The sequence below is a fragment of the Micromonospora sp. L5 genome, from assembly GCF_000177655.2.
Lineage (GTDB): Bacteria > Actinomycetota > Actinomycetes > Mycobacteriales > Micromonosporaceae > Micromonospora > Micromonospora aurantiaca.
The window spans coordinates 362,506-387,691 of record NC_014815.1 but is presented as its reverse complement, the minus strand read 5'-3'; the positions used below and the strand labels follow the sequence as shown (position 1 = coordinate 387,691).

Below are 25,186 nucleotides of genomic sequence, written 5' to 3'. Positions count from 1 at the left end.
GCGAGTCAGTTCTCGGAGGCGATCCCGTCGGCGATGGCGCGCGCGGCGGTGAGGAGCTTGGCGCGGACCACCCGGGCCGATGTCATCATCTCGCCGGCCGGCAGCGCGCAGGCCAGCACCACCCGGCGCTCGATGTCCTTGTCCGGGCTGACGAGCACCGCGGCGCACGCCACGCCCTGCCGGAACTGCCCCAGCTCCAGCTGCATGCCGCGCCGGTCACCGGCGGCCAGGTCCGCCTCGAACGCCTCGACAGTGGTGAGGGTGGCGGTGGTGAACGGGCGCATGCCGTACTCGCGCAGGTAGCGGAAGCGCTGTTCGGTGGTGAGCGTGGCGAGCAGGCTCTTGCCCAGCGCGGTGGCGTGCGCGCCCTCGTCGAAGCCCGGCACCAGGTCTTCCATGTAGGGCGAGCGCGGCCCCTCGGCGGACGCGGTCACCGCCACCTGCCCGCCGACGAAACGGCCGAGGTAGTGGCTCCAGCCGGTGTCCGACGCCGCGCGGCGCAGCGCCTCACCCACCGCCGGCGGCCCCCGGAACGCGGTGACCAGCTCGCGGTAGCGGTCGGCCACCTCCAACCCCACGATGTACGTCCCGTCCTCGCGCCGGATCACGTAGCCCTCGTACGCGAGCGTGCGCACCAGGTGGTAGGTGGTGGCGACGGTCAGCTCGCAGCGCCGGGCGATCTGCTTCACGGTGAGCCCTCTCGGCGCACGGCCGACCGACTCGAGCACTCGAAGCGCGCGAGACACACTACGGATCAGGTCCGAAGGTTCCGCCAAGGGGTCGCGCACAACCACCTCCGCCGCCGGGGACTTACACCATATGAAAAACCGGCCGAGTGCGAAATGCCTGTTCGGATGGAGGATGCCAGAAGACCGGACACAGAACGTGTGTCGACGGACACGATGAGCAGCCAAAACGTCCGGGCGTAAGGTGTGCTCGCGATGACTGAAACAGTTTCGCGAGTCGCCTCTCCGGCGTCCCGCCACGCCGTCACGGTCGGCGCGGGCGCCACCCTCACCACGATCGTGTGCGTCCTGCCCGTCTTCCTGGTCGGTGGGCTCGCCGTCCAGCTCGCTGACGAACTCCGCTTCAGCCCGGCCGGGCTGGGCCTGGCCGTCTCGATCTACTTCGGCGTGAGCGCGCTCGCCTCGGTGCCCTCCGGCGCCCTGGTCGAGCGCTTCGGCTCGGCCCCGGTAGCCCGGGCCGCCATCCTGCTCTCCGCCGCCTCGCTGCTCGCAGTGGCCGGGCTGGCCCGGTCGTACCCGATCCTGGTGGCGCTGCTGGCGCTCAGCGCAGCCGCCAACGCCCTCGGGCAGCTCGCCAGCAACGCCGCGCTGGCCGAGCACGTACCCGCCCACCGGCAGGGCCTCTCGTTCGGCGTGAAGCAGGCTGCCGTACCGGCCGCTACGCTGCTGGCCGGTCTGGCGGTACCCACTGTCGCGCTCACCGCCGGCTGGCGCTGGGCCTTCGTGGCCGCAGCGGTGGCCGCGCTCGCCGTGCTGCCGGCCGTACCCCGGGCCGGACGGGACCGGCGGGCCCGGACCGCCTCCGGTCGCGGTCCCGGCGGCACCGGCCCGCTCGTGGTGATCGGGCTGGCCGCGACGCTCGCGGCAGCCGCGGCGAACGCCCTCGGCACGTTCCTGGTCGACTCGGCTGCGGCGCGAGGGCTCTCCCCCGGCCTGGCCGGCCTGACGCTGACCCTGGGCAGCGTGGTGTGCGTGCTCGCCCGGGTGGGCGTCGGCTGGCTGGCCGACCGGCGCACCAGCGGGCACGTCGGGCTGATCGCCGGGATGCTGCTGACCGGCTCGGTCGGCCTCATCCTGCTCGCGGTGGCCGGATCGGCGCCGCTGGTAGCGGGCGTGGTGCTCGGCTTCGGTCTGGGCTGGGCCTGGCCGGGGCTGATGAACTTCGCCGTGGTCCGGCTCCACCCGCAGGCCCCGGCCGCCGCCACCTCGATCACCCAGACCGGGGTGTACGCGGGCGGCTGCCTGGGTCCGCTCGGCCTGGGCGCGCTGGCCGGCGCGGCGGGCTACCCGGCGATGTGGCTGACTGCTGCCGCGGCGATGCTCCTGGCCGCCTTCCTGATGCTGCTGGGCGCCCGCCTCCTACGCCCCACCCCCACCCCCACCCCCACCCTCCCCTGACCGTCCGCGTCGCCCCCGAGCCCCGTCGCGTCGATCATGAAGTTAGCGGCGCGACACGCCGTATGGGCGGCCGTCAACTTCATGATCGACGAGAGCCCGGACGGGCGGCGACAGGCCGAGGGGGTGAGGGCGGCCGGGAGGTCAGCTGGTGCGGTCGGCGATGTAGTCGCAGAGGGACTCCAGCGCGCGACGCGCCGGCCCCTCGGGCAGCGGAGCCAGCCGGGCGCGTGCGTCCTCGGCGTAGCTACGCACCGTCTCCCGGGCGCGCTTGAGCGCCGGCGACTCCCGCAGCAGGCCCAGCGCCTCGGCGTGCAGCGCGTCGTCCACCAGCGGGCCGGTGGCCAGGATCTCGCGCAGCCGTACGCTCGCCGCGTCCGCGTCGTCGGAGGCCATCGCGTAGAGCACCGGCAGGGTGGGTACGCCCTCGCGCAGGTCGGTGCCGGGCGTCTTGCCGGACTGGACCGACTCGCTGGCGATGTCCAGCAGGTCGTCGGAGAGCTGGAACGCGACGCCGATGATCTCGCCGTACTCGGCCAGGGCCTCGACGTGCTCGGGAGCCGCGCCGCCGAACATGCCGCCGAAGCGGGCCGAGGTGGCGATGAGTGAACCGGTCTTCTCGGCGATCACGTGCAGGTAGTGCGCGACCGGGTCGGTGTCGCGCGGGCCGACCGTCTCGGCGATCTGGCCGTGCACCAGCCGGGCGAACGTGCGCGCCTGGAGGCGTACCGCCTCGGGGCCGAGGTCGGCGGCGATGTCCGCGGCCCGGGCGAAGAGGTAGTCGCCGACCAGGATGGCGACCGAGTTGGTCCAGCGGGAGTTGGCGCTCGGGGCGCCACGCCGCACGGCAGCCTCGTCCATCACGTCGTCGTGGTACAGCGTCGCCAGGTGGGTGAGCTCCATCACCACGGCGGCGGGGACGACCTGGTCGGTATCCGGGTCGCCGAACTGGGCGCCCAGCGCCACCAGCAGCGGACGGAACCGCTTGCCGCCGGCCTCGACCAGGTGCCGGGACGCCTCGGTCACCAGCGGATCGGCGCTCGCCACGCTCGCCCGCAGGCTCGTCTCGACCCGGTCGAGCACGCCCAGCACGGAGGCTTCGACGCGCGGGTCGGCGAGATGCAGGCCGAGCGCGCCGAACTGACCTGAACGCTCGCCAGCCGGGTTCGCCACGTCCTCAACCATGCCACACCCGTTCGACCTGCTCGTCGACGGGGATACGCCGGGGGCCGGCACGCCACGGCGTACCGGCCCCCGGTGGGATCACCTCTGTCATCTGACGAATTCGGCGGCACCGGTCGTCAGGTCGAGCAGCGGGCCGGGCACCACGCCGAGGACCAGCGTGGCGAGCACGCCGATGACCAGGGCGGCCGAGGTGAGCGCACCGGGCACGGTCACCGTCGGGGTGGACTCGCCCGGCTCGGACAGCCACATCATGACGACGACCCGCAGGTACGGGAACGCCAGCACCATGCTGGTCAGCACGCCGGCGATCACCAGCCACGCCTGGTTCGCCTCCAGGGCCGGGCCGAAGACCGCGAACTTGCTGGTGAAGCCGCTGGTCAGCGGGATACCGGCGAAGGCCAGCAGGATGAACGTGAAGATCGCCGCGAAGAACGGCGAGCGGCGGCCCAGCCCGGCCCAGCGGGACAGGTGGGTGGCCTCCCCGTCGGCGTCGCGCACCAGCGTCACCACGGCGAACGCGGCGAGCACCGAGAAGCCGTACGCGGCCAGGTAGAACATGGTGCCGGAGAGCCCTTCACGGCTCGGTGCCAGCACACCGACGAGCAGGTAACCGGCGTTCGCGATCGACGAGTACGCCAGCAGGCGCTTGATGTCGGTCTGGGTGACCGCCAGCACCGCGCCGACCAGCATGGTCAGCACCGCGATCGCGCCGAGCACCGGGGTGAAGTCCCAGGAGGCCCCGGCGAACGCGACGTGGAAGACGCGCAGCAGCGCCCCGAACGCGGCGACCTTGGTGCAGGCCGCCATGAAGCCGGTGACCGGTGTCGGCGCGCCCTGGTAGACGTCCGGCGTCCAGACGTGGAACGGCGCAGCGGCGGCCTTGAACAGCAGGCCGATGGCGAGCAGCGCCATACCGGCGAACAGCAGCACCGGGCTGGACGGGGAGTCGGTGACCGCGGCGTGCACGGTGGCGAAGTCGACGCCGGCCGTACGGCCCGGGATGCCGGAGGTGAAGCCGTAGATGAGGGCCACACCGAACAGGAAGAACGCCGAGGCGTACGCGCCGAGCATGAAGTACTTCAGCGCCGCCTCCTGGCTCAGCAGACGCCGGCGGCGGGCCAGCGCGCAGAGCAGGTAGAGCGGGAGCGAGAAGACCTCCAGCGCGACGAACATGGTCAGCAGGTCGTTCGCCGCCACGAAGATCAGCATGCCGCCGATCGCGAACGACATCAGCGGGTAGACCTCGGTGGCGCCACCGACGCCCTCGGCCTGCCGCCGGTCCTCCGCCGACTCGGCGGTGACAGCGGCGTGCGCCACGAAGGCGCCGCCCCGCTCCACGGTGCGCTCACCGACGAGCAGCAGCGCCATCACCGCGAGCACCAGGATCGCGCCCTGGAGGAACAGCGTCGGGCCGTCGATCGCGATGGCGCCGCCGATGGTGATCAGCCGGTCGTCGGCGTTGAGAATCACCATGACGATCGCGGCGAGCATCGCCACCAGGGCGAGCCCGAGTTGCACCGCGTTGCGCAGACGACGCGGCACGAACGCCTCGACCAGGACCCCGAGCAGCGCCGCACCCAGCATGATCAGGATGGGAGCGAGCGCCGCGTAGTCGATCGACGGCAGCCTCAGTTCACTCACTTCGCGGCCTCCTGGACGCTGCCGACCTCAGGGGCGGGGTCGGACTTGCCGACGTCCTGCATGGTCGCCTGGACGGCGGGGTTGATGACGTCGGTGACCGGCTTCGGATAGAAGCCGAGCAGCACGATCAGCGCGATCAGCGGCGCGACGACCACCTTCTCGCGCAGGGTGAGGTCACGGCGCATGCCCTCGACCTCGGTCAGCGCCGGGTTCAGCGTGCCCTGCGTGGTGCGCTGCACCATCCACAGCACGTACGCCGCCGCCAGGATGATGCCGAGCGTGGCGATCACCGCGACCGGCTTGTTGACGGTGAACGTGCCGATCAGCACCAGGAACTCGGAGACGAACGGCGCGGTACCCGGCAGCGCCAGTGAGGCGAGACCGGCGAAGAAGAGCACACCGGCCAGCACCGGCACCAGCTTGCCCGCGCCGCCGAAGTCGCTGATCAGCGCCGAGCCGCGCCGGGCGATCAGCATGCCGACCACGAGGAACAGCAGGCCGGTGGCCAGGCCGTGGTTGAGCATGTAGAGCACCGCGCCGGTGCCGGCCTGGGTGGTGAACGCGAAGATGCCGACGCCGATGAACCCGAAGTGCGCGATCGAGGTGTACGACACCAGGCGCTTCAGATCGTTCTGACCGACCGCCAGCAGCGCGGCGTAGATGATGCCGATGACACCGAGTGCCAGGGCCCACGGTGCGAACCAGCGCGACGCCTCCGGGAACAGCGGGAGGCAGTAGCGCAGGATGCCGAACGTGCCGACCTTGTCCAGCACGCCGACAAGCAGCGCGGCGGCGCCGGCCGGTGCCGCGCCACCGGCGTCCGGCAGCCAGGTGTGGAACGGGAAGAACGGCGCCTTGATCGCGAAGGCGACGAAGAAGCCCAGGAACAGCCAGCGGGCCGTGTCGGTGGCGAACTCCGCCTGGCTCAGCGCCTGCCAGTCGAAGGTCTTCCCGCCGACCACCCAGAGGCCGATCACCGCGGCCAGCATGAACAGACCGCCGACCAGCGAGTAGAGGAAGAACTTCACCGCCGCGTACTGCCGCTGGTGGCCGCCGTAGCTGCCGATCAGGAAGTACATCGGCACCAGCATGACCTCGAAGAACACGTAGAACAGGAAGACGTCGGCGGCGGCGAAGACGCCGATCATCGTGCATTCGAGGACGAGCAGCAGCGCGAAGTACGCGGGCACCGAGCGCTTCGACGCCTCGGCGTCGTGCCAGGACGCCAGGATCACCAGCGGCACCAGGATCGCGATCAGCATCAGCATGACCAGCGCGATGCCGTCCACCTCGAAGGTGAAGTTCACGCCCCAGTTCGGGATCCACGGGTACGACTCGCGGAACTGGAACCGGTCACCGCCGGCGGAGAAGGCGAACCACATCACCACCGAGAGCACCAGCACCAGCAGCGACCAGCCGAACGCCACCAGCTTGGCCAGGTCCGGACGGCTGCGGGGCAGCAGTGCCACCACCAGGGCGCCGACCAGCGGCGCCACGGTCAGCACCGAGAGGAACGGGAAGTTGGACATTATTCGGCCTTACCTCCGTCGTGACTGCGTGGCCCGCCGGCGGGGGCGGCCGCGTTGAGGTCGATCACGCCAGCCACCCCGCCTGCACCGCCAGGAACGCCGCCACCACGAGCAGCGCGCCGGTCAGGATCGAGGTCGCGTACGACCGCACGAAGCCGGTCTGGAGCCGCCGGAGCCGGCCCGAGCCCCCGCCCACGGCGGCGGCCAGGCCGTTGACCAGCCCGTCGACGCCCCGGTTGTCGAGGAACACCAGCGCCCGGGTGAGGAAGATGCCCGGCTTCTCGAAGACCGCCTCGTTGAAGGCGTCCGTGTAGAGGTTCCGGCGGGCGGCGGTGACCACCACGCCGGCCGGCTGCGGCTCGGTGGCCGTGCCGGAGCGGAACAGGAACCAGGCCAGCCCGGCGCCCAGCACGGTGAGCAGCAGCGACAGCGCGGTGAGCAGCCAGTGCGCCAGCACCGGCGCGTGCTCCCCGCTCTCGGCGGCGAGCCCGTTGGTGGCGGTGAGCCAGTCCGGCACGGAGGTGGCGAGCAGGAAGCCCGCGCCGACCGAGCCGACCGCCAGCAGGATCAGCGGGACGGTCATCAGCTTCGGCGACTCGTGCGGGTGCTCGATGTCCTCGGTCCAGCGCTTCGGGCCGTGGAACGTGAGCACGAACAGCCGCGTCATGTAGAACGCGGTGAGCCCGGCGCCGAGCAGCGCGGCCATGCCGAACAGCCAGGCCGTCCAGCCCTCCCGCTCGAACGCGGCCACGATGATCGGCTCCTTGGAGAAGTAGCCGGAGAACGGGAACATGCCGATGATGGCGAGCCAGCCCATCATGAACGTCAGCCAGGTGACCTTCATGTACTTGGACAGCCCGCCGAAGCGGCGGATATCCACCTGGTCGTTCATGCCGTGCATGACCGAGCCGGCGCCGAGGAACATGTTGGCCTTGAAGAAGCCGTGCGCCAGCAGGTGCACGATGGCGAGCGCGTACGCGCCGCCGCCGAGACCGACGCCGAGGAACATGTAGCCGATCTGGCTCACGGTCGACCAGGCCAGCACGCGCTTGATGTCGTCCTTGGCCGCGCCGATGATGCAGCCCATCAGCAGCGTGAGCGCGCCGACGCTGACCACCACGAGCTGGAGCGTCTCGTTGGCCGAGAAGATCGCGTTGGAGCGCGCGATCAGGTAGACGCCCGCGGTGACCATGGTGGCCGCGTGGATGAGCGCGGACACCGGGGTCGGGCCCTCCATCGCGTCCGGCAACCACGCCTGGAGCGGGAACTGACCGGACTTGCCGGCCGCGCCGAGCAGCAGCAGCAGGCCGAGCACCAGCACGGTGGTCGAGGTCATCGAGCCGACCCCGTTGAACACCTCGTCGTACTGGGTGGTGCCGAGCACGGCGAACATGATGAAGATGCCGATGGCCAGGCCGGCGTCGCCGACCCGGTTCATCAGGAACGCCTTCTTGCCGGCGGTGGCCGCGCTGGGCCGGCCGTACCAGAAGGAGATCAGCAGGTACGACGCCAGGCCGACGCCCTCCCAGCCGAAGTAGAGCATCACGTAGTTGTTGCCGAGCACCAGCAGGAGCATGGCGGCGACGAACAGGTTGAAGTACGCGAAGAACAGCCGCCGGCCCGCGTCGTGCGCCATGTACTCCACGGCGTAGAGGTGGATCAGGAAGCCCACCCCGGTGATCAGCAGGACGAAGACCGCGGCCAGCGGGTCGAAGAGCAGACCGAAGTCCACCTTCAGGTTGCCGACCGCCATGAAGTCCCAGAGGCTCAGCTCGACCTGCTTGTTCTCCAGCCCGCGCAACTGGAAGAAGTAGGTGAGCCCGAGCACGAAGGCGGCGCCGATGGCGCCCACTCCCAGCCAGTGGCCCCAGCGGTCGGCCCGCTTGCCGAGCAGCAGCAGGATCGCCGCGCTGACCAGCGGGATCGCCACCAGCAGCCAGACACTGCCCAGCATCCCGTCCGCCGTGGCGAAGGTGACGGCTTCGGCTGGCTCAGACTGGGCGATCGTCAGAATCTGTTCCACCACGAGCCCCTCAGTACTTCAGCAGGTTGGCGTCGTCGACGCTGGCCGAGCGCCGGGTCCGGAAGATCGCCATGATGATCGCGAGCCCGACCACGACCTCGGCCGCCGCCACCACCATCACGAAGAACGCCATGATCTGGCCGTTCAGGTCGCCGTTGATCCGGCTGAACGTGACCAGGGTCAGGTTGGCCGCGTTGAGCATCAGCTCGATGCACATGAACAGCACGATCGCGTTGCGCCGGACCAGCACGCCCACGGCGCCGATGGTGAACAGCACCGCCGCGAGGATGAGGTAGTAGTCCGGGGTCACCGTGCCAGCCTTTCGTTCGCGACTGCGGGGCTCCGCTTCGCTGCACTCCTCGCGCTCACCGATCAGTCCCCTTCGGTGCGGTCTCCTCGGCCGTCAACTCGCGCACCGGCATGATCTCCGGGATGCTGCGGTCGGTCAGCCGGCCGTCGGGCAGACGGGCCGGGGTGGCCACCGAGGAGGACGTGGCGTAGACGCCCGGGCCGGGCTTCGGTCCGGGGTAGTTGCCGGGGCGGAACCGCGCCTTCATGGTGGCGATCTGGTCCATCCGGTCCGCCTTGCGCCGCTCCACGTGCGCCAGCACCATCGCGCCGACGGCGGCGGTGATCAGCAGCGCCGAGGTCAGCTCGAAGGCGAAGACGTACTTGGTGAACAGCAGCCGGGCGATGCCCTGGACGTTGCCCTCGCCGTTCGCCTCGTCGAGCCCGACCGGCTGGACGCCGTCGAGCGCGCGGTAGAGGCCGGTGCCCACCAGGCCGGCGAAGCCGAGCCCGAGGACCACTGCGGCGACCCGCTGGCCGCGCAGCGTCTCGATGAGCGAGTCGGACGCGTCCCGGCCGACGAGCATCAGCACGAACAGGAACAGCATCATGATCGCGCCGGTGTAGACGATGATCTGCACCATGCCGATGAACGGCCCGGCCTGGAGCACGTAGAACACGCCCAGGCAGAGCATGGTCAGCACCAGCCAGAGCGCGGAGTGGACCGCGTTGCGGGCCCACACCATGCCGATCGCCCCGAGCAGGGCCAGCGGCGCGAGGATCCAGAAGGTGACCTCCTCACCCCCGGACACCTGGCCGGCGGCGGCGAGCACCGTAGCCGAGGTCATGCCTTGCCTCCCTTGCCCGCCGCGGCGGCGGACCGCTGCTCGGCCTGCTCGGCACCGGGGAAGGTCACGCCGGGGTGCTCCTCCACCTGGTACCGGCCGGGGCCCATCGGCGAGCGCTCGGCGCCGGCCGAGGTGCCCGGGTTGGTGAGCGCGCCGACGTAGTAGTCCTTCTCGCTGTCGCCCAGCCGCATCGGGTGCGGCGGCTGCTCCATGCCTTCGAGCAGCGGCGCGAGCAGCTGCTCCTTGGTGAAGATCAGGTCCTGCCGGTTGTCCCGGGCCAGCTCGTACTCGTTGCTCATGGTGAGCGAACGGGTCGGGCAGGCCTCGATGCAGAGCCCGCAGAAGATGCACCGGGCGTAGTTGATCTGGTAGGTGCTGGCGTACCGCTCACCAGGAGAGAAGCGCTGCTCCTCGGTGTTGTCGCCACCCTCCACGTAGATCGCGTCGGCCGGGCAGGCCCAGGCGCACAGCTCGCAGCCGATGCACTTCTCCAGCCCGTCCGGGTGCCGGTTGAGGATGTGCCGCCCGTGGTAGCGCGGCGCCGAGACCGGCGGCTTGAACGGGTAGTCGGTGGTGACGACCTTCTTGAACATGTGCGAGAAGGTGACACCGAAGCCCTTGAACGTTCCGGTGATCGCGCCCACGTCACACCTCCCTGGAGTCCGGGCCGGCGACCACGTTGGCCGGCTCCCGCTCGGCGAGCACGCGCTTCGTACGCGGGCTCGGCGGAACCTGAAGATCCATCGGCGGCAGCGGGAAGCTGCCGTACGGCCGGGTGTCCGCCTGCTCCTGGAGCGACGGCTTCGGCTCCTTCTTCCGCGACGGCCAGAAGAGCGTGGCCAGCAGCAGCACGCCCGCGCCGACGGCGGTGACGAGCAGCCGGTCCCGGGTCTGCCAGTCCTCGATCGAGCGCAGCCCGGCGAGCACCATGATCCAGACCAGGTTCAGCGGCAGCAGCACCTTCCAGCCGAACCGCATGAACTGGTCGTACCGGAGCCGGGGCAGCGTGCCGCGCAGCCAGACGAAGACGAACACCAGCATGATGACCTTGCCGAAGAACCACAGCATCGGCCACCAGCCCTCGTTGGCGCCCGACCAGATCGTGATCGGCCACGGCGCGTGCCAGCCGCCGAGGAACAGCGTCACGGTGAACGCCGACATGGTCACCATCGCGACGTACTCGCTGAGCATGAACAGCGCGAACTTCAGCGAGCTGTACTCGGTCTGGAAACCGGCCACCAGCTCCGACTCCGCCTCGGGCAGGTCGAACGGCGCCCGGTTCGTCTCACCGACGATGGCGATGAAGAACATGATGAAGCTGGGCAGCAGCAGGATCGCGTACCAGCCAGGCGCGGCGAGGTCGAAGCCGCCGATGCTCAGCCGGGTGCCGTCGCCCTGCGCGGCGACGATCCCGCTCGTCGACATGGTGCCCGCGGTCATGAACACCGCGACCACGCTCAGGCCCATGGTGACCTCGTACGAGACCAGCTGGGCCGCCGAGCGGAGGCCGCCGAGCAGCGGGTAGGTGGAGCCGCTGGCCCAGCCGCCGAGCACGATGCCGTACACGGCGAGCGAGGAGAAGGCCAGCACCACCAGCACCGCCACCGACACGTCGGTGACCTGGAGCGGCGTCCGGTGCCCGAAGATGCTCACCATCGGCCCGAACGGGATCACCGACAGCGCGGTGACCGCGCAGACCACCGAGATCACCGGGGCGAAGAAGTAGACGACCTTGTCGGCCTTGCGCGGGAGGATGTCCTCCTTGAAGGCCAGCTTCACGCCGTCGGCGAGCGTCTGGAGCAGACCGAACGGACCGGCCTGGTTGGGGCCGGGCCGCACCGCCATGCGGCCCACGACCCGGCGCTCGAACCAGACGCCGAGCAGCGTGGCCGCCACGGCGACGACGAACGCGAACAGGATCTTGCCGAGGACCAGCCACCACGGGTCCTTGCCGAAGTCGGCAAGCGTCGGGTCCTGCGCCGCGAGGATGACGGGGTTCACTGCACCCACCTTTCGTTCCCGACTGCGGAGACGCTCACCACGTCGCCGGACGTCGCGCCGAGGCCGCGCCGCACGGTGGAGCCGGGTGAGTTGGTCGGCAGCCAGACGACGCCGTCGGGCATCTCGGTGATCGCCGCCGGCAGCGTGATCGCGCCGCGGTCGGTGCCCACCGTGACCGGGTCGCCGTCGGCCACACCCAGCGCCTCGGCGGTGCCCTTGCCGAGCCGGACCACCGGCGGGCGGGCGGTGCCGGCGAGGTGCTCGTCGCCGTCGGTGAGGCTGCCCAGGTCGATCAGCTGGTGCCAGGTGGCGAGGACCGCCTCGCCCGGTCCGGGCTGCCGCACGGCGGCCGGCTCGACCGAGGGCGCCGACGGCCGCTCGACCCGGGTGCGCGGCAGCGCGCCCAGCTCGCGCCGGATGCTCGGCACGTCACCGGTGCCGAGCCGCACGTCGAGCTGCGCGGCGATCGCGTCGAGGATGCGGGCGTCGGTCATCGCGCCGGTGTCCAGCACCTTCTCGAACGTGCGCAGCCGGCCCTCCCAGTCCAGGAAGCTGCCGGCCTTCTCGACCACCGGCGCGACCGGCAGGACCACGTCGGCGCGGCGGGACACCGCGCTCATCCGCAGTTCCAGGCTGACCAGGAACGGCACCGCGTCCAGTGCGGACTCGGCCAGGCGCGGGTCGGCCAGGTCGGCCGGGTCGACGCCGGCCACCACCAGGGCGCCGATCTGTCCGTTCGCGGCGGCGGTGAGGATGCCGTCGGTGTCGCGGCCGGCCTGGCTGGGGATCACCCCGGCCGGGATGTCCCACGCCTCGCCCAGCTCCGCGCGCGCGGCCGGCTCGGTGACGACCCGGCCGCCGGGGAGCAGGTTGGGCAGGCAGCCCGCGTCGACAGCACCGCGGTCACCCGCGCGCCGCGGCACCCAGACCAGCCGGGCACCGGTACGCCGGGCGACGTCCGCTGCCGCCGACAGGCCGCCCGGCACCTCGGCCAGGCGCTCGCCGACGATCAGGATCGCGCCGGGCTGACCCAGCGCCTCGGCCACTGTGGCGTGCTCGGCCAGCACGCCGGCCTCCTCGCCGGGCACCACCCGGGCCAGCTTGGCCCCGAGCTTCTCCAGGCCGCGCGTGGCGAACGGCGCGAGCGCGTACACGGTGAGCTTCTTCTTCAGGTACGCCTTGCGCAGCCGCAGGAAGAGGATCGGGCACTCCTCCTCCGGCTCCAGGCCGACGAGCACCACAGCGGGCGCGTTCTCCACGTCCGTGTAGGTCACGTCGGTGACCCCGGCGACGCTGCTGGCCAGGAAGTCGGCCTCCTCGCGGGAGACCGGGCGGGCCCGGAAGTCGATGTCGTTCGTGTGCAGCGCGATGCGGGCGAACTTCGCGTACGCGTAGGCGTCCTCGACTGTCAGCCGGCCGCCGGTCAGCACCGCCGTGCCGGTCGCGCCGTCGCGGGCCGCGCGCAGCCCCTCGGCGGCCCGGGTCAGCGCCTCGCTCCAGGACGCCTCGCGCAGCTCACCGGTCTTCTCGTCGCGCACCATCGGCGTGCTGATCCGGTCGAACGCGCGGGTGTACTGGAAGCCCCAGCGGCCCTTGTCGCAGTTCCACTCCTCGTTCACCGCCGGGTCGTCGCCGGCCAGCCGGCGCAGCACCTTGCCGCGCCGCCAGTCGGTGCGCTGCGCGCAGCCGGCCGAGCAGTGCTCGCAGACGCTGGGCGTGGAGACCAGGTCGAACGGGCGGGCCCGGAACCGGTACTGGGTGCCGGTCAGCGCGCCCACCGGGCAGATCTGCACGGTGTTGCCGGAGAAGTACGAGTTGAACGGGACGTCCCCCTCGTCACCCTCCTCGCCGTACGCGTCGTCCCGGTAGATGTTGATCTCCTCGTGCGAGGAGCGTCCCATCAGGTCGATGAACTTGTCGCCGGCGATCTCCTCGGAGAACCGGGTGCACCGCTGGCAGAGCACGCAGCGCTCGCGGTCGAGCAGCACCTGGGTGCTGATCGGCAGCGGCTTCGGGTACTCCCGCTTGTGCTCGTGGAACCGCGAGTCCGTCCGGCCGGTGGACATCGCCTGGTTCTGCAGCGGGCACTCGCCGCCCTTGTCGCACATCGGGCAGTCCAGCGGGTGGTTGAGGAGCAGCAGCTCCATCACACCCTCCTGGGCCTTCTTGGCGACCGGGGAGGTGAGCTGCGTCCGCACCACCATGCCGTCGGCGACGGTCTGGGTGCAGGAGGCGACCGGCTTGCGCTGGCCCTCCACCTCCACCAGGCACTGCCGACAGGCGCCGGCCGGGGCCAGCAGCGGGTGGTCGCAGAAGCGCGGGATCTCGGTGCCGAGCTGCTCGGCGACGCGGATCAGCAGCGCGCCCTTGGGCGCGGTGACCTCGACGCCGTCGATGGTCAGCGTGACGGTCTCGGTCTGCTTGGCTACGTCGGTCATCAGTGCGCCCCTACCAGGGTCTTCTCCGACAGCTTCGGAGCGGTACGTCCCTCGATGTAGTCGAGGTAGTCCTGCTTGAAGTACTTCAGCGACGAGGTCACCGAGCTGGTCGCGCCGTCACCGAGACCGCAGAACGAGCGGCCGAGGATGTTGTCGCAGGTGTCGAGCAGGGTGTCCAGGTCCTCGTGGGTGCCCTGGCCGGCCAGGATGCGCCGGTAGACCCGGACCATCCAGTAGTTGCCCTCCCGGCACGGGGTGCACTTGCCGCACGACTCGTGGTGGTAGAACTCCAGCCACCGGTAGGTCGCGTACACCGGGCAGTCCTGGTCGGAGAAGATCTGCGTAGCAGTGGTGCCCAGGATCGAGCCGGCCGCCGCCACCCCCTCGAAGTCCAGCGGCACGTCCAGGTGCTCGGCGGTCAGCAGCGGCGTCGACGAGCCACCAGGGGTCCAGAACTTCAGGTTGTGCCCGGGCTTCATGCCGCCGGCCAGCTCGATCAGCTCGCGCAGCGTGATGCCCATCGAGCACTCGTACTGGCCGGGGTCGGCGATCCGGCCGGACAGCGAGTAGATCATCGGGCCGGACGACTTCTCCGTGCCCATCGTCTTCCACCAGTCCGCGCCACCGAGCACGATGTACGGCACGCTGGCGATGGTGCCGACGTTGTTGACCACGGTCGGGCTGGCGTACAGGCCGTGGGTCGCCGGGAACGGCGGGCGCAGCCGGGGCTGGCCGCGGAAGCCCTCCAGCGAGTCCAGCAGCGCGGTCTCCTCACCGCAGATGTACGCCCCGGCGCCGGAGTGCACCACCAGGTCCAGGTCGAAGCCCGAGCCGAGGACGTTCCGGCCGAGATAACCCTTGGCGTACGCCTCGTCGACGGCGCTGCGCAGCCGCCGGGCGGCGTGCACCGCCTCACCGCGGATGTAGATGTACGCCCGGTTGGCCCGGATCGCGTACGAGGCGATGATGACGCCCTCGACGAGCGAGTGCGGGTCGTGGGTCATCAGCGGCAGGTCCTTGCAGGTGCCCGGCTCGCCCTCGTCGGCGTTCACCACCAGGTAGTGCGGCTTGCCGTCGCCCTGCGGGATGAACCCCCACTTGAGACCGGTCGGGAAGCCCGCGCCGCCTCGCCCGCGCAGTCCGGAGTCCTTGATCAGCTGGATCAGGTCGTCCGGGTGCGCCTTGAGCGCCTTGCGCAGGGCGGCGTAGCCGTCCAGCTTCTCGTAGGTGCCGAGCCGCCACGCGTCCGGCGAGAGCCAGCGCTTGGTGAGCACCGGCGTGAGCTTGGCCAGCGTCTCCGGCCGAGGAGTGGTCACTTCCGGACCCCCGTTCCGCTCGCGTCCGCCGGGTCGGCGCCGTCCGCGCCCGTACCGGACTCCGCTTCCTTGAGGTTGCGCTCCTGCGCGCCGGCCGCGTCGCCGGCGGGCTTGCCGTCGCCGGCCGGCGGGTTCGCCGCCACGCCGGCCGCCTCCGCCGCCCGCGCGTCGCGCGGTGCCGGGGCCGGGCCGTCCACCGGGACCTTGGTGCCGGGCGCGTCCGGCACCGGGGTGCTCGCGTCCGGCTGCCGGGTCTCGGCGGTACGCACCTGCGGCGACTTGTCGTCCGGCGCCTTCACGTCCGGCGCGGTGCTGCCGGTGGCCGCCTCCGGCTCGGCCGGCTCGGGCGCGGGGGCCGGCTTGGCGGCCTCGGCCTTCGCCTTCGCCTCGGCGGCGGCCCGGTCGGCCTCGGCCTTGCTGCGGATCGGGGTCTTCGGGTCGAAGCCCGGTACCGAGACGCCGTGCTGCTCGGCCAGGCGCAGGCCGCGCAGGCTCGGCTCGCCCGGCCCGCCGTCGGCCACCGCGCCGTCGCGCTCGTCGGCGAAACCGGCGAGCTGGACCGCCATCTCCTTGAGCGTGCAGAGCCGCGCGCCACGGGTCGGCATCGGCCGGCCGCCGGCGCGCAACTCCTCGACCACGTCGAGCGCGGCCTGCGGCTCCACGTTGTCGAAGAAGTCGTAGTTGACTGTCATCACCGGGCCGTAGTCGCACGCCGCCAGGCACTCGGCGTGCTCCAGGGTGATCTTCCCGTCGGCGGTGGTCTCCTCGTGCCCGACGCCGAGGTGCTCGGCCAGGGTGTCGTAGACCTTCTGCCCGCCGAGCACGTCGCACATGGTGTTGGTGCAGACGCTCACCAGGTAGTCACCGGTGGGCTTGCGCTTGTACATGGTGTAGAAGGTGGCGACGGCGCCGACCTGGGCCTTGTTGAGCCCGAGCACCTCGGCGCAGAACTCGACACCGGCCGGGGAGACGTAGCCCTCCTCGGACTGGACCAGGTGCAGCAGCGGCAGCAGCGCCGAGCGGGACCGGTCCGCCGGGTACCGGGCGATGATCTCCCGCGCCCGGGTGCGAGTCGTTTCGGAAAAGCTCATCGGTCACAACCACCCATCACGGGGTCCAGCGAGGCGCCGCCGGCGATCACGTCGGCGATCAGGCCACCCTCGGCCATCGCCGGGAGGGCCTGGAGGTTGACGAAGCTCGGCTCCCGGTAGTGCACCCGGTAGGGCCGGGTGCCGCCGTCGGACACCGCGTGCACGCCCAGCTCGCCGCGGGGCGACTCGATGCCGACGTACACCTGGCCCGGCGGAACCCGGAAGCCCTCGGTGACGAGCTTGAAGTGGTGGATCAGCGACTCCATCGACTGACCCATGATCTTGGCGACGTGCTCCAGCGAGTTGCCCATGCCGTCCACGCCGATGGCGAGCTGCGCCGGCCAGGCGATCTTCTTGTCGGACACCATCACCGGGCCGGGCTTCAGACGGTCCAGCGCCTGCTCGATCAGCTTCAGCGACTCGCGGATCTCCGCCACCCGGACCAGGTAGCGGCCCCACACGTCACCGTCGGTGTGGGTCGGCACGTCGAACTCGTACGTCTCGTAACCGCAGTACGGCATGGTCTTGCGCAGGTCCCAGGCGAGACCCGCGGACCGCAGCACCGGGCCGGTGACGCCGAGCGCCATGCAGGCGGTCACGTCGAGCACCGCGACGTGCTGCGTACGCTCCAGCCAGATCGGCTGGCCGGACAGCAGGTTCTCGTACTCCTTGAGCCGCTTCGGCATCAGCTGGAGAAAGTCGCGGATCTTGCGGATCGCGTCGTCCGGCACGTCCTGCGCCACACCGCCCGGCCGCACGTACGCGTGGTTCATCCGCAGGCCGGTGATGGTCTCGAAGATGTCGAGGACGTACTCCCGCTCGCGGAAGCCGTACAGCATCATGTTGATCGCGCCCAGCTCCATGGCGGTGGTCGCCAGCCAGACCAGGTGCGACGAGACCCGGTTGAGCTCCATCATCAGCACACGGATGGTGGTGGCCCGCTCGGTGACGTCGTCGGTGATGCCGAGCAGCTTCTCCACCGCGAGCGCGTACGCCGTCTCGTTGAACAGCGGCGAGAGGTAGTCCATCCGGGTCACGAACGTCGAACCCTGGACCCAGTTGCGGTACTCCAGGTTCTTCTCGATGCCGGTGTGCAGGTAGCCGATGACCGAGCGGGCCTCACGGACCGTCTCGCCCTCCAGCTCCAGGACCAGCCGGAGCACGCCGTGGGTGGACGGGTGCTGCGGACCCATGTTGACGACGATCCGCTCGTCGTTGATCGGGTCCGTGCCGGAGACGACCTCGTCCCAGTCCCCGCCGGTGACGGTGAAGACCTTGCCCTCGGTCGTCTCGCGCTCGGTCGCGTAGTTCGACGTGGTCATTGGTACGACCTCCTACGGTCCGGCGGGGGGATCTCCGCACCCTTGTACTCGACGGGGACGCCGCCCAGCGGGTAGTCCTTGCGCTGCGGGTGCCCCTCCCAGTCGTCCGGCATGAGGATCCGGGTCAGGGCGGGGTGGCCGTCGAAGACCACGCCGAACATGTCGTACGTCTCCCGCTCCTGCCAGTCGGCGGTCGGGTAGACGGCGGTGACGCTCGGGACGTGCGGCTCCTCGACGGAGACCGCCACCTCCAGCCGGACGCTGCGGCGGTAGGTCATCGAGGTCAGGTGGTAGACCACGTGCAGACGGCGCTCCTGCGCGCCCAGGTAGTCCACACCGGACACCGACGAGAGCAGCTCGAAGCGCAGCGCGAGGTCGTCGCGCATCACCTGGCAGACCTCGGCGATCCGCTCCGGGCGGACGTGCAGGGTCAGCTCGCCCCGGTCGACCACGACCTTCTCGATCGCGTCGCCGAAGTCCGGGTACGCCTCTTCCAGCGCGTCCCGCACCTCGTCGAAGTAGCTCCCGTACGGCCGGGCCGCCTCCTCGATGGGCTTGCGCGGGCGGACCAGGCCGCCGTAGCCGGAGACGTCGCCGGTGCCCTGGTTGCCGAACATGCCCCGGCCGGCCGGGCTGGCCGGCGGGTACTCCGCCGGGGCGGTCGAGCTGGCACCGACCGGGGTGGTGGGTACCGGCACCCCGCCGTCGTTGTTCTTGTCGTTGCTCATTTCGGGCCCCTATGCGACGCCTGAAGGTGGTTCTGCGCCTTCATCCAGTTCTCGATCCGCAGCTGCTCCTCACGCCCCTCGCGGACCGCCTTCGTCCACTCGGCACGCCGGGCCTTGTCGCTGCGGTACGACGAGGGCATCGAGCCGTACGGCACCACCGGCACGTCGCCGCGCGCCTGGCGGGCCTCCAGCATCTTGCGGCCGTTCGGGCCCAGCGGCTCGTGCATGATCTTCTCGCGCAGCTTGAGCACCGCGTCGATGAGCATCTCCGGCCGGGGCGGGCAGCCGGGGAGGTACATGTCGACCGGTACGACGTGGTCGACGCCCTGCACGATGGCGTAGTTGTTGAACATGCCGCCGCTGCTGGCGCAGACACCCATCGAGATGACCCAGCGGGGCTCGGCCATCTGGTCGTAGATCTGGCGCAGGACCGGGGCCATCTTCTGGCTCACCCGGCCGGCCACGATCATCAGGTCCGCCTGGCGGGGCGAGGCGCGGAAGACCTCCATGCCCCAGCGGCCCATGTCGTAGTGCGGACCGCCTGCCGCCATCATCTCGATGGCGCAGCAGGCCAGACCGAACGTGGCGCCCCAGACCGAGGTCTTCCGCGTCCAGTTGACCAGCTTCTCGACGCTGGTGAGCAGGACGCCGGAGGGGAGCTTCTCCTCGATGCCCATCTGCTACCTCCTCAGTCCCAGTCCAGGCCGCCGCGACGCCAGACATAGGCGTACGCGACGAAGACCGCGACGATGAACAGGACCATCTCCACGAAGCCGAAGATCGGCAGGGCGTCGAAGGAGACCGCCCAGGGGTAGAGGAAGATGATCTCGATGTCGAAGACGATGAAGAGCATCGCCGTCAGGTAGAACTTGATCGGGAACCGGCCGCCGCCGACCGGCTGCGGGCTCGGCTCGATGCCACACTCGTACGCCTCGAGCTTGGCCTTGTTCAGACGCCGCGGGCCGGCGAGTCGGGCAGCGGCCACGGAGAACAGCGCGAACGCCGCAGCGAGGGCGAACAGCCCGATGATGGGTGCGTAAGGAGAGAGCGTCATCGTTGTCCCCTGCTCGTCCTTCCCTGACCTCGGTGGTTGGCCAAAATCACACTATTCACGTCCCTCACGACCTCGGTCGGCGGGGGTCGATCTCTGTCCGGCCCGTGGACGTTCCGCCTCGGGCCGGTCGTCTTCTACACGGCCGGAGCCACCTTCGTCATCGCGTTGATGACCCGGTCCATCGCGTCCCCGCCGCGCGGGTCGGTCAGGTTGGCCAGCAGCTTGAGCACGAAGCGCATGAGCATCGGGTGCGGCATGCCGTGCTTGGTCGCCATCCGCATGATCTCGGGGCGGCCGATGAGCTTCACGAAGACGCCGCCGAGGCGGTAGTAGCCGCCGAAGCGGGCCTTCAGCTCCTGCGGGTACGCCATCAGCGCCCGCTCCCGCTCCGCGCCGGCCGGGCGGGCGAGCGCCTGCACCACGACCTCCGCGGCCATCTCGCCCGACTCCATCGCGTACGCGATGCCCTCGCCGTTGAACGGGTTGACCATGCCGCCGGAGTCACCGACGAGCAGCACGCCGCGGGTGTAGTGCGGCACGCGGTTGAAGCCCATCGGCAGCGCGGCGCCGAGGATCGGACCCTCCGCGTTGGACTCGTCGGTCATCCCCCAGTCCTCGGGGGTGTTCGCGAGCCAGTCGGTGAGCAGCTTGCGGTAGTTCGTCTTGCCGAACGCCGAGGAGGAGTTCAGCACGCCCAGGCCGACGTTCACCCGGCCGTCGCCGAGGCCGAAGATCCAGCCGTAGCCGGGCAGCAGCGCGTCGCTGCCCTTGGCCCGCAGCTCCAGCCAGGACTCCAGGTAGTCGTCGTCGTGCTTGGCGGGCGAGCGGTAGTAGCGGCGGACGGCCACGCCGATCGGGCGGTCCTCCCGCTTGGCGAGCCCGAGGGCGAGCGGGAAGCGGCCGGAGACGCCGTCGGCGGCGACCACGAGCGGCGCGTGGAACGTGGCGGGTTCCTTGTCCGGGCCGACCTCGGCCTGCACGCCGATCACCCGGTCGTCGGCGCCGAGCACCGGCCCGAGGACGCTGACGCTGGTCTGGAGCTTCGCCCCGGCGGCGACCGCACGCTGGGCGAGCAGGTCGTCGAAGTCGAGCCGGGTGCGCACCAGGCCGTAGTTGGGGAAGCTGGCCAGGTCGGGCCAGTCCAGTTCCAGGCGTATGCCGCCGCCGATCACCCGCAGGCCCTTGTTGTGCAGCCAGCCCGCCTCGGGCGAGGTGTCCACGCCCATCCGGATCAGCTGCCGTACGGCGCGAGGCGTGAGCCCGTCGCCGCAGACCTTCTCCCGGGGAAACTCCGTCTTCTCCAGCAGCAGCACGCGTACGCCGTGCCGCGCCAGGTGGTACGCCGTGGCCGATCCTCCGGGACCGGCGCCCACGACGATGACGTCGGCGTCGTTCTCCACCGCGGTCATCCGCGCCTCCTCCCGCATGCTCGTGAAATGCTTCACAAGCCGATCCGGTTGGAGTCTATGACCGGCGTTACACCAGTACGCGCTGAGGGGGGCCTAACTTCGCGGAAACGCGCCGGTAAGAGCGTCGAGACCGGTCAGGGGCGCACCTGCGCGGCCGGTCCGAGCCCGGCGTCGAGGCGGATGGCCTCGGGCAGGTGGTCGCGCAACGCGCCACCGGCGGCCCGGTCCAGCGCGGCCAGCACCTCGGCGACGACCTGCCGGACATCGGCGGGATCCGCGCCGGCCAGCTCGCGGAGCTGCGCGATCAGCTCGGCGGCGTCGTCGTCGGTGGCGGCCTGGTCTGGTCCCGTCATGGGGGCGAGCCTACGGGACAAAGTAGACCAAAATCGGATATTCACGAAATGACCAGCGTTCGCTGGCCGGGCGGTCAGTTTCGGACTGCCCGGTGCAGCGCCACAACGCCGCCGGTCAGGTTGCGCCACGCCACCCGGCCCCAGCCGGCCGCGCCGATCCGCGCGGCCAGCGCCGCCTGGTCCGGCCAGGCCCGGATCGACTCCGCCAGGTAGACGTAGGCGTCCGGGTTGCTCGACACCGCGCGGGCCACCGCCGGCAACGAACGCATCAGGTACGACAGGTAGACGGTGCGGAACGCCGGGTTCACCGGAGTGCTGAACTCGCAGACCACGAGCCGCCCGCCCGGCCGGGTCACCCGGGCCAGCTCGGCCAGCGCCGCGTCGGTGTCGTTGACGTTGCGCAGCGCGAAGGAGATGGTCACCGCGTCGAAGCTGGCGTCGGCGAACGGCAGCCGAAGCGCGTCCCCGGCCAGCAGCGGCACCGACGGACGGGTGCGCTTGCCGGCGTGCAGCATGCCCAGCGACAGGTCCGCACCCACCGCGTACGCCCCGGAGTGGGCCAGTTCCTCGGTCGACACGCCGGTGCCGGCACCCACGTCCAGCACCCGCTCGCCCGGCCGCAGCCCGAGCGCCGCCCGGGTGGCCCGCCGCCACGACCGGTCCTGGCCGAACGACAGGACGGTGTTCGTCAGGTCGTAGCGGGCCGCGACACCGTCGAACATCGCGGCGACCTCGTGCGGCTGCTTGTCCAGGCTGGCGCGCTGGCCCTGCGGGGTACGGCTCACCCCTCCACTCTGCCAGCCGCGTCGCCCCCGCCTCCCTCCGGGTACGCGACAGGGCGGGGTGGTCACCCACCCCGCCCTGGTCGCGTATCGGTGCCCCGGTCAGTCGCCGGTGCGCTCCTCGCCCGGAGCGACAAGGACCACCTTGCGGCGGCGGGACAGCATCATCAGCGCCGCGCCGGCGGCGAGCACGGCCGCGCCGACGCCGCCGATCAGGCCGACCTGCATACCGGTCACCGGCAGGCCACCGTCGCCGCTACCGCCACCCGCGCCACCACCGGCGGTCGGGGTCGGCACCGCCGTCGCGTCGCCGGTCGGCGTCGGCTGGGCGGTCGGCGTCGAGGTCGGCTGGGTGGTCGGCGTCGGGCTCGGGGTCGACGGGCTCTGGTCGACGAAGACGTCGAACACCGCGCTGTTGTCACCGTCGTCGGTCTCGGCGAACGCGCGCCGCTGCGCCGAGCTGGCGACCCGCGGCTCCTCCTCGGGCGCACCCGAGGCCGCGTCCAGGCCCTCGGCCCAGAGGATGCCGGGCCGGAGCAGCTTCTCGGTCACGTCCGCGCCGACAGTCACCCGGACGTCGGCGGTGTAGTACTGGCCGGGCTTGAGCACCGCGCCCAGGTCCTCGCAGTACGCGTTGAGGAAACCACCCAGGTTCTGCTCGACGCAGCCGTCGGGCAGCTTCGCGAAAGTGACACCGGCCGGCAGCGCGATCCCGTACTTGATGCCGGTGGCGCGCTTGCTGCCGTCGTTGAACACGGCCCAGTCCAGCGGCGCGGTCCCGCCCGGCCGGACCGGGCGCAGGCCGGACTCGTCGGCGTCGTCGCCGTCCACGCGCACGTCGGCGTACACGTCCTGGACCCAGGTCGTGAGGTCGTAGCCCGGCTCGGTGACGGTGATGTCGTGGTCGATCGTGTCCAGCACTCCGGCGCCGTTCGCCGCGCTGATCGAGACCGTGAGCGTGCCGGCCGCGCCCTTGCCGCCGGTGGAGAACAGCGGGAGACCGAAGTCCTCAGTGGTGCCGGCGGGCAGGTCACCGAGCAGGCAGGAGAAGGTGGTGCCACGGATGTCGCAGCCGGCCGGGACCAGCACGCCGACCTTGGCGGTCTTGAGGCCCTTCGTCTCGACGGTGACCCGGACGTCCTTCGCGTCGACGGTCCCCAGGGTGTTGTTCACCTGGAACTTGAACGGCTTGGCCTTCGCCTCGCTGACGCCCTTGGCGAGCTGGTAGCTGAGCGGGATGAGCTGGAGGTCGGCCTTGTCGGCGGCCTGTGCCGGGCCGGCGGCGGCGCCGAGACCGGCGGTGGAGAGCAGGGCCACGACGCCGGCGCGGGCCAGCGTGGACCGGTAGCGGAAGGTCATTGTTCCCCCGGGGGTAGGGACACGTGATCACGTACCGAACGAACGGACGGTACCGGAGCGACGCCTCGTCACGCCACCGCGCAGCGGTGGGAATTCCCATCGATCCCGGCAGACGGCAGGGGCGGGATGGAAGACCCATCCCGCCCCTGCCGCGGTGCGTTATGTGAACGGCCCTCATGGGCCGATGGAGGACGACGGTCCGACGGACGCCGCCAGCGTAATGGCGTCGTCGGCTCACCGGGCCGTGCTCACCCGGGTCGCCGCCGACCTGTTACCTGCCTGCTCGCGGCCCGGATCGGTGGTGTCGCGCGGGCAGGCTAGCCGCCGGTGATCACGCAGGTGAAGACCCCTGGCCGAAGCTTCACCGGAAACGGGCGGAGCTCCGGCCGCACGACGGACACCGACCGGCCGAACGGCGGAACGGCGGAACGGCGGGACCGGGTCAGTTGACCTCGACCAGCGGCAGCGACTTCCCGGCACCGCCGCCGGGCAGGGCGATCGACGAGAAGTGCGAGACGACGCGGTCGTCGCTCGGGTCGTCGGCGGGCGTGTGGTGCACCGCGAGCCGGTTGTAGAGCGTGTCCCGCTGGGCCGGGATCCGGTCGGCCGACCGGATCATGCCGATCAGCTCGTGCAGGTTGGACCGGTGCCGGGCGCCGGCCGAGGAGATGACGTTCTCCTCCAGCATGATCGAGCCGAGGTCGTCCACGCCCATGTGCAACGCGAGCTGCCCGACGTCCTTGCCGGTGGTCAGCCAGGACGCCTGGAGGTGCGGCACCGTCTCGAAGAACAGGCGGGCCACCGCGACCAGGCGCAGATATTCCAGCGTGGTCGCCTGGGTGCGGCCCTTCAGGTGGTTGTTCTCCGGCTGGTACGTCCACGGGATGAAGGCCCGGAAACCACCGGTGCGGTCCTGCACGTCGCGGATCATCCGCAGGTGCTCGATGCGCTCGGCGTTCGTCTCGCCGGTGCCCATCATCATGGTGGCCGTCGACTCCAGGCCCTGCCGGTGCGCCAGCTCCATGACCTCCAGCCAGCGCGCGCCGGACTCCTTCAGCGGCGCGATCGCCTTACGCGGCCGGTCCGGCAGCATCTCGGCGCCGGCGCCGGCGATCGAGTCCAGGCCGGCGGTCTTGATCCGGGCGATGGCCTCGTCCAGGCTCACGCCGGAGACCTTCGCCATGTGCAGGATCTCGCTCGGGCCGATCGAGTGGATGGCGAGCTGCGGGTACGCCTTCTTGACGGAGGAGAACAGCTCCTCGTAGTACTCGACGCCGTAGTCCGGGTGGTGCCCGCCCTGGAGCATGACCTGGGTGGCGCCCAGCTCGACCGCCTCGCCGCAACGGCGCAGGATCTCCTCGGTCGGGTGGGTCCACCCCTCCTTGTGCTTGGGGGCCCGGTAGAACGCGCAGAACTTGCACGCCGTCACGCAGACGTTCGTGTAGTTGATGTTGCGGTCGATCAGGTACGTGACGATGTTGTCCGGGTAGCGGCGCCGCCGTACCGCGTCGGCCGCCTCGCCCAGCGCGTGGAAGGGCGCGTCGGTGTAGAGCAGCAGCGCCTCCTCGGGCGTGATCCGCCCGCCGTCCGCGCCGCGTTGCAGGATGTCGTCGATCTCCCGGTTCGCCGTCACATCCCCGAGCGTACGTCGCGGGCCCGACGGCGGGAAACGCCACTC

Annotated in this window: 22 protein-coding genes; 1 reads left to right on the top strand and 21 read right to left on the bottom strand. The window is 71.0% G+C overall.

What is annotated here, in order from left to right:
- Positions 1-5 precede the first annotated feature (5 nt).
- Positions 6-788 (bottom strand): IclR family transcriptional regulator, encoded by a 783-nt coding sequence (locus tag ML5_RS01970; protein WP_013283617.1) that lies wholly within the window; start codon positions 786-788, stop codon positions 6-8.
- Between the two features lie 153 nt (positions 789-941).
- Here ML5_RS01970 and ML5_RS01965 point away from each other — a divergent pair, with 153 nt between their 5' ends.
- The gene (locus tag ML5_RS01965; protein ID WP_013473561.1) at positions 942-2,144 is read left to right on the top strand and encodes an MFS transporter; all 1,203 of its coding nucleotides are present in this window, start codon (positions 942-944) and stop codon (positions 2,142-2,144) included.
- A 141-nt stretch (positions 2,145-2,285) separates the two neighbouring features.
- On the opposite strand, the gene ML5_RS01960 is transcribed toward ML5_RS01965, so the two are convergent.
- From ML5_RS01960 to mqnC, 20 genes are all read right to left on the bottom strand, one after another.
- Positions 2,286-3,326, bottom strand: a complete 1,041-nt coding sequence (locus ML5_RS01960; RefSeq protein ID WP_013473560.1) for a polyprenyl synthetase family protein — start codon at positions 3,324-3,326, stop codon at positions 2,286-2,288.
- 87 nt (positions 3,327-3,413) lie between these two features.
- Positions 3,414-4,967 carry an NADH-quinone oxidoreductase subunit NuoN gene (nuoN, locus tag ML5_RS01955; protein ID WP_013283614.1) on the bottom strand — a complete coding sequence of 518 codons (1,554 nt, stop codon included), beginning with the start codon at positions 4,965-4,967 and terminating at the stop codon, positions 3,414-3,416.
- Positions 4,964-6,496, bottom strand: a complete 1,533-nt coding sequence (locus tag ML5_RS01950) for an NADH-quinone oxidoreductase subunit M (RefSeq protein WP_013473559.1) — start codon at positions 6,494-6,496, stop codon at positions 4,964-4,966. Before ML5_RS01950 ends, nuoN begins: the two co-directional genes overlap by 4 nt.
- 64 nt (positions 6,497-6,560) lie before the next feature.
- On the bottom strand, positions 6,561-8,522 hold the full coding sequence (gene nuoL / locus ML5_RS01945; protein ID WP_013283612.1) for an NADH-quinone oxidoreductase subunit L: 1,962 nt from the start codon (positions 8,520-8,522) through the stop codon (positions 6,561-6,563).
- Positions 8,523-8,529: 7 nt separating this feature from the next.
- Positions 8,530-8,829 (bottom strand): NADH-quinone oxidoreductase subunit NuoK, encoded by a 300-nt coding sequence (gene nuoK, locus ML5_RS01940; RefSeq protein WP_013283611.1) that lies wholly within the window; start codon positions 8,827-8,829, stop codon positions 8,530-8,532.
- Between the two features lie 55 nt (positions 8,830-8,884).
- Positions 8,885-9,655 carry an NADH-quinone oxidoreductase subunit J gene (locus tag ML5_RS01935; protein WP_013283610.1) on the bottom strand — a complete coding sequence of 257 codons (771 nt, stop codon included), beginning with the start codon at positions 9,653-9,655 and terminating at the stop codon, positions 8,885-8,887.
- On the bottom strand, positions 9,652-10,299 hold the full coding sequence (nuoI, locus tag ML5_RS01930; protein WP_013283609.1) for an NADH-quinone oxidoreductase subunit NuoI: 648 nt from the start codon (positions 10,297-10,299) through the stop codon (positions 9,652-9,654). The genes ML5_RS01935 and nuoI overlap by 4 nt, the downstream gene beginning before the upstream one ends.
- 1 nt (position 10,300) lies before the next feature.
- Positions 10,301-11,656 (bottom strand): NADH-quinone oxidoreductase subunit NuoH, encoded by a 1,356-nt coding sequence (gene nuoH, locus ML5_RS01925; protein WP_013283608.1) that lies wholly within the window; start codon positions 11,654-11,656, stop codon positions 10,301-10,303.
- Positions 11,653-14,094 (bottom strand): NADH-quinone oxidoreductase subunit G, encoded by a 2,442-nt coding sequence (locus ML5_RS01920; RefSeq protein ID WP_013473558.1) that lies wholly within the window; start codon positions 14,092-14,094, stop codon positions 11,653-11,655. Before ML5_RS01920 ends, nuoH begins: the two co-directional genes overlap by 4 nt.
- The gene (gene nuoF / locus ML5_RS01915) at positions 14,094-15,410 is read right to left on the bottom strand and encodes an NADH-quinone oxidoreductase subunit NuoF (RefSeq protein WP_013473557.1); all 1,317 of its coding nucleotides are present in this window, start codon (positions 15,408-15,410) and stop codon (positions 14,094-14,096) included. The genes ML5_RS01920 and nuoF overlap by 1 nt, the downstream gene beginning before the upstream one ends.
- Positions 15,407-16,501 carry an NADH-quinone oxidoreductase subunit NuoE gene (gene nuoE / locus ML5_RS01910; protein WP_013283605.1) on the bottom strand — a complete coding sequence of 365 codons (1,095 nt, stop codon included), beginning with the start codon at positions 16,499-16,501 and terminating at the stop codon, positions 15,407-15,409. The genes nuoF and nuoE overlap by 4 nt, the downstream gene beginning before the upstream one ends.
- Positions 16,498-17,823: an NADH-quinone oxidoreductase subunit D gene (locus tag ML5_RS01905; protein WP_013473556.1), complete on the bottom strand. Its 1,326-nt coding sequence runs from the start codon at positions 17,821-17,823 to the stop codon at positions 16,498-16,500. Before ML5_RS01905 ends, nuoE begins: the two co-directional genes overlap by 4 nt.
- Positions 17,820-18,551, bottom strand: a complete 732-nt coding sequence (locus ML5_RS01900) for an NADH-quinone oxidoreductase subunit C (RefSeq protein ID WP_013473555.1) — start codon at positions 18,549-18,551, stop codon at positions 17,820-17,822. The genes ML5_RS01905 and ML5_RS01900 overlap by 4 nt, the downstream gene beginning before the upstream one ends.
- The gene (locus ML5_RS01895) at positions 18,548-19,228 is read right to left on the bottom strand and encodes an NADH-quinone oxidoreductase subunit B family protein (RefSeq protein ID WP_013283602.1); all 681 of its coding nucleotides are present in this window, start codon (positions 19,226-19,228) and stop codon (positions 18,548-18,550) included. Before ML5_RS01895 ends, ML5_RS01900 begins: the two co-directional genes overlap by 4 nt.
- Positions 19,229-19,239: 11 nt before the next feature.
- Entirely contained in the window at positions 19,240-19,605 is a 366-nt protein-coding gene (locus ML5_RS01890; protein ID WP_013283601.1) for an NADH-quinone oxidoreductase subunit A, read from the bottom strand.
- Positions 19,606-19,739: 134 nt separating this feature from the next.
- Positions 19,740-21,014, bottom strand: coding sequence for a geranylgeranyl reductase family protein (locus ML5_RS01885; RefSeq protein ID WP_013473554.1), 1,275 nt, complete (start codon positions 21,012-21,014; stop codon positions 19,740-19,742).
- 134 nt (positions 21,015-21,148) lie between these two features.
- Positions 21,149-21,367, bottom strand: coding sequence for a hypothetical protein (locus ML5_RS01880; RefSeq protein ID WP_013473553.1), 219 nt, complete (start codon positions 21,365-21,367; stop codon positions 21,149-21,151).
- Between the two features lie 74 nt (positions 21,368-21,441).
- Positions 21,442-22,152: a demethylmenaquinone methyltransferase gene (locus ML5_RS01875; protein WP_013283598.1), complete on the bottom strand. Its 711-nt coding sequence runs from the start codon at positions 22,150-22,152 to the stop codon at positions 21,442-21,444.
- 99 nt (positions 22,153-22,251) lie between these two features.
- On the bottom strand, positions 22,252-23,508 hold the full coding sequence (locus tag ML5_RS01870; protein ID WP_013473552.1) for a hypothetical protein: 1,257 nt from the start codon (positions 23,506-23,508) through the stop codon (positions 22,252-22,254).
- 442 nt (positions 23,509-23,950) lie between these two features.
- Positions 23,951-25,141, bottom strand: coding sequence for a cyclic dehypoxanthinyl futalosine synthase (mqnC, locus tag ML5_RS01865; protein ID WP_013283595.1), 1,191 nt, complete (start codon positions 25,139-25,141; stop codon positions 23,951-23,953).
- Between the last annotated feature and the right edge of the window lie 45 nt (positions 25,142-25,186).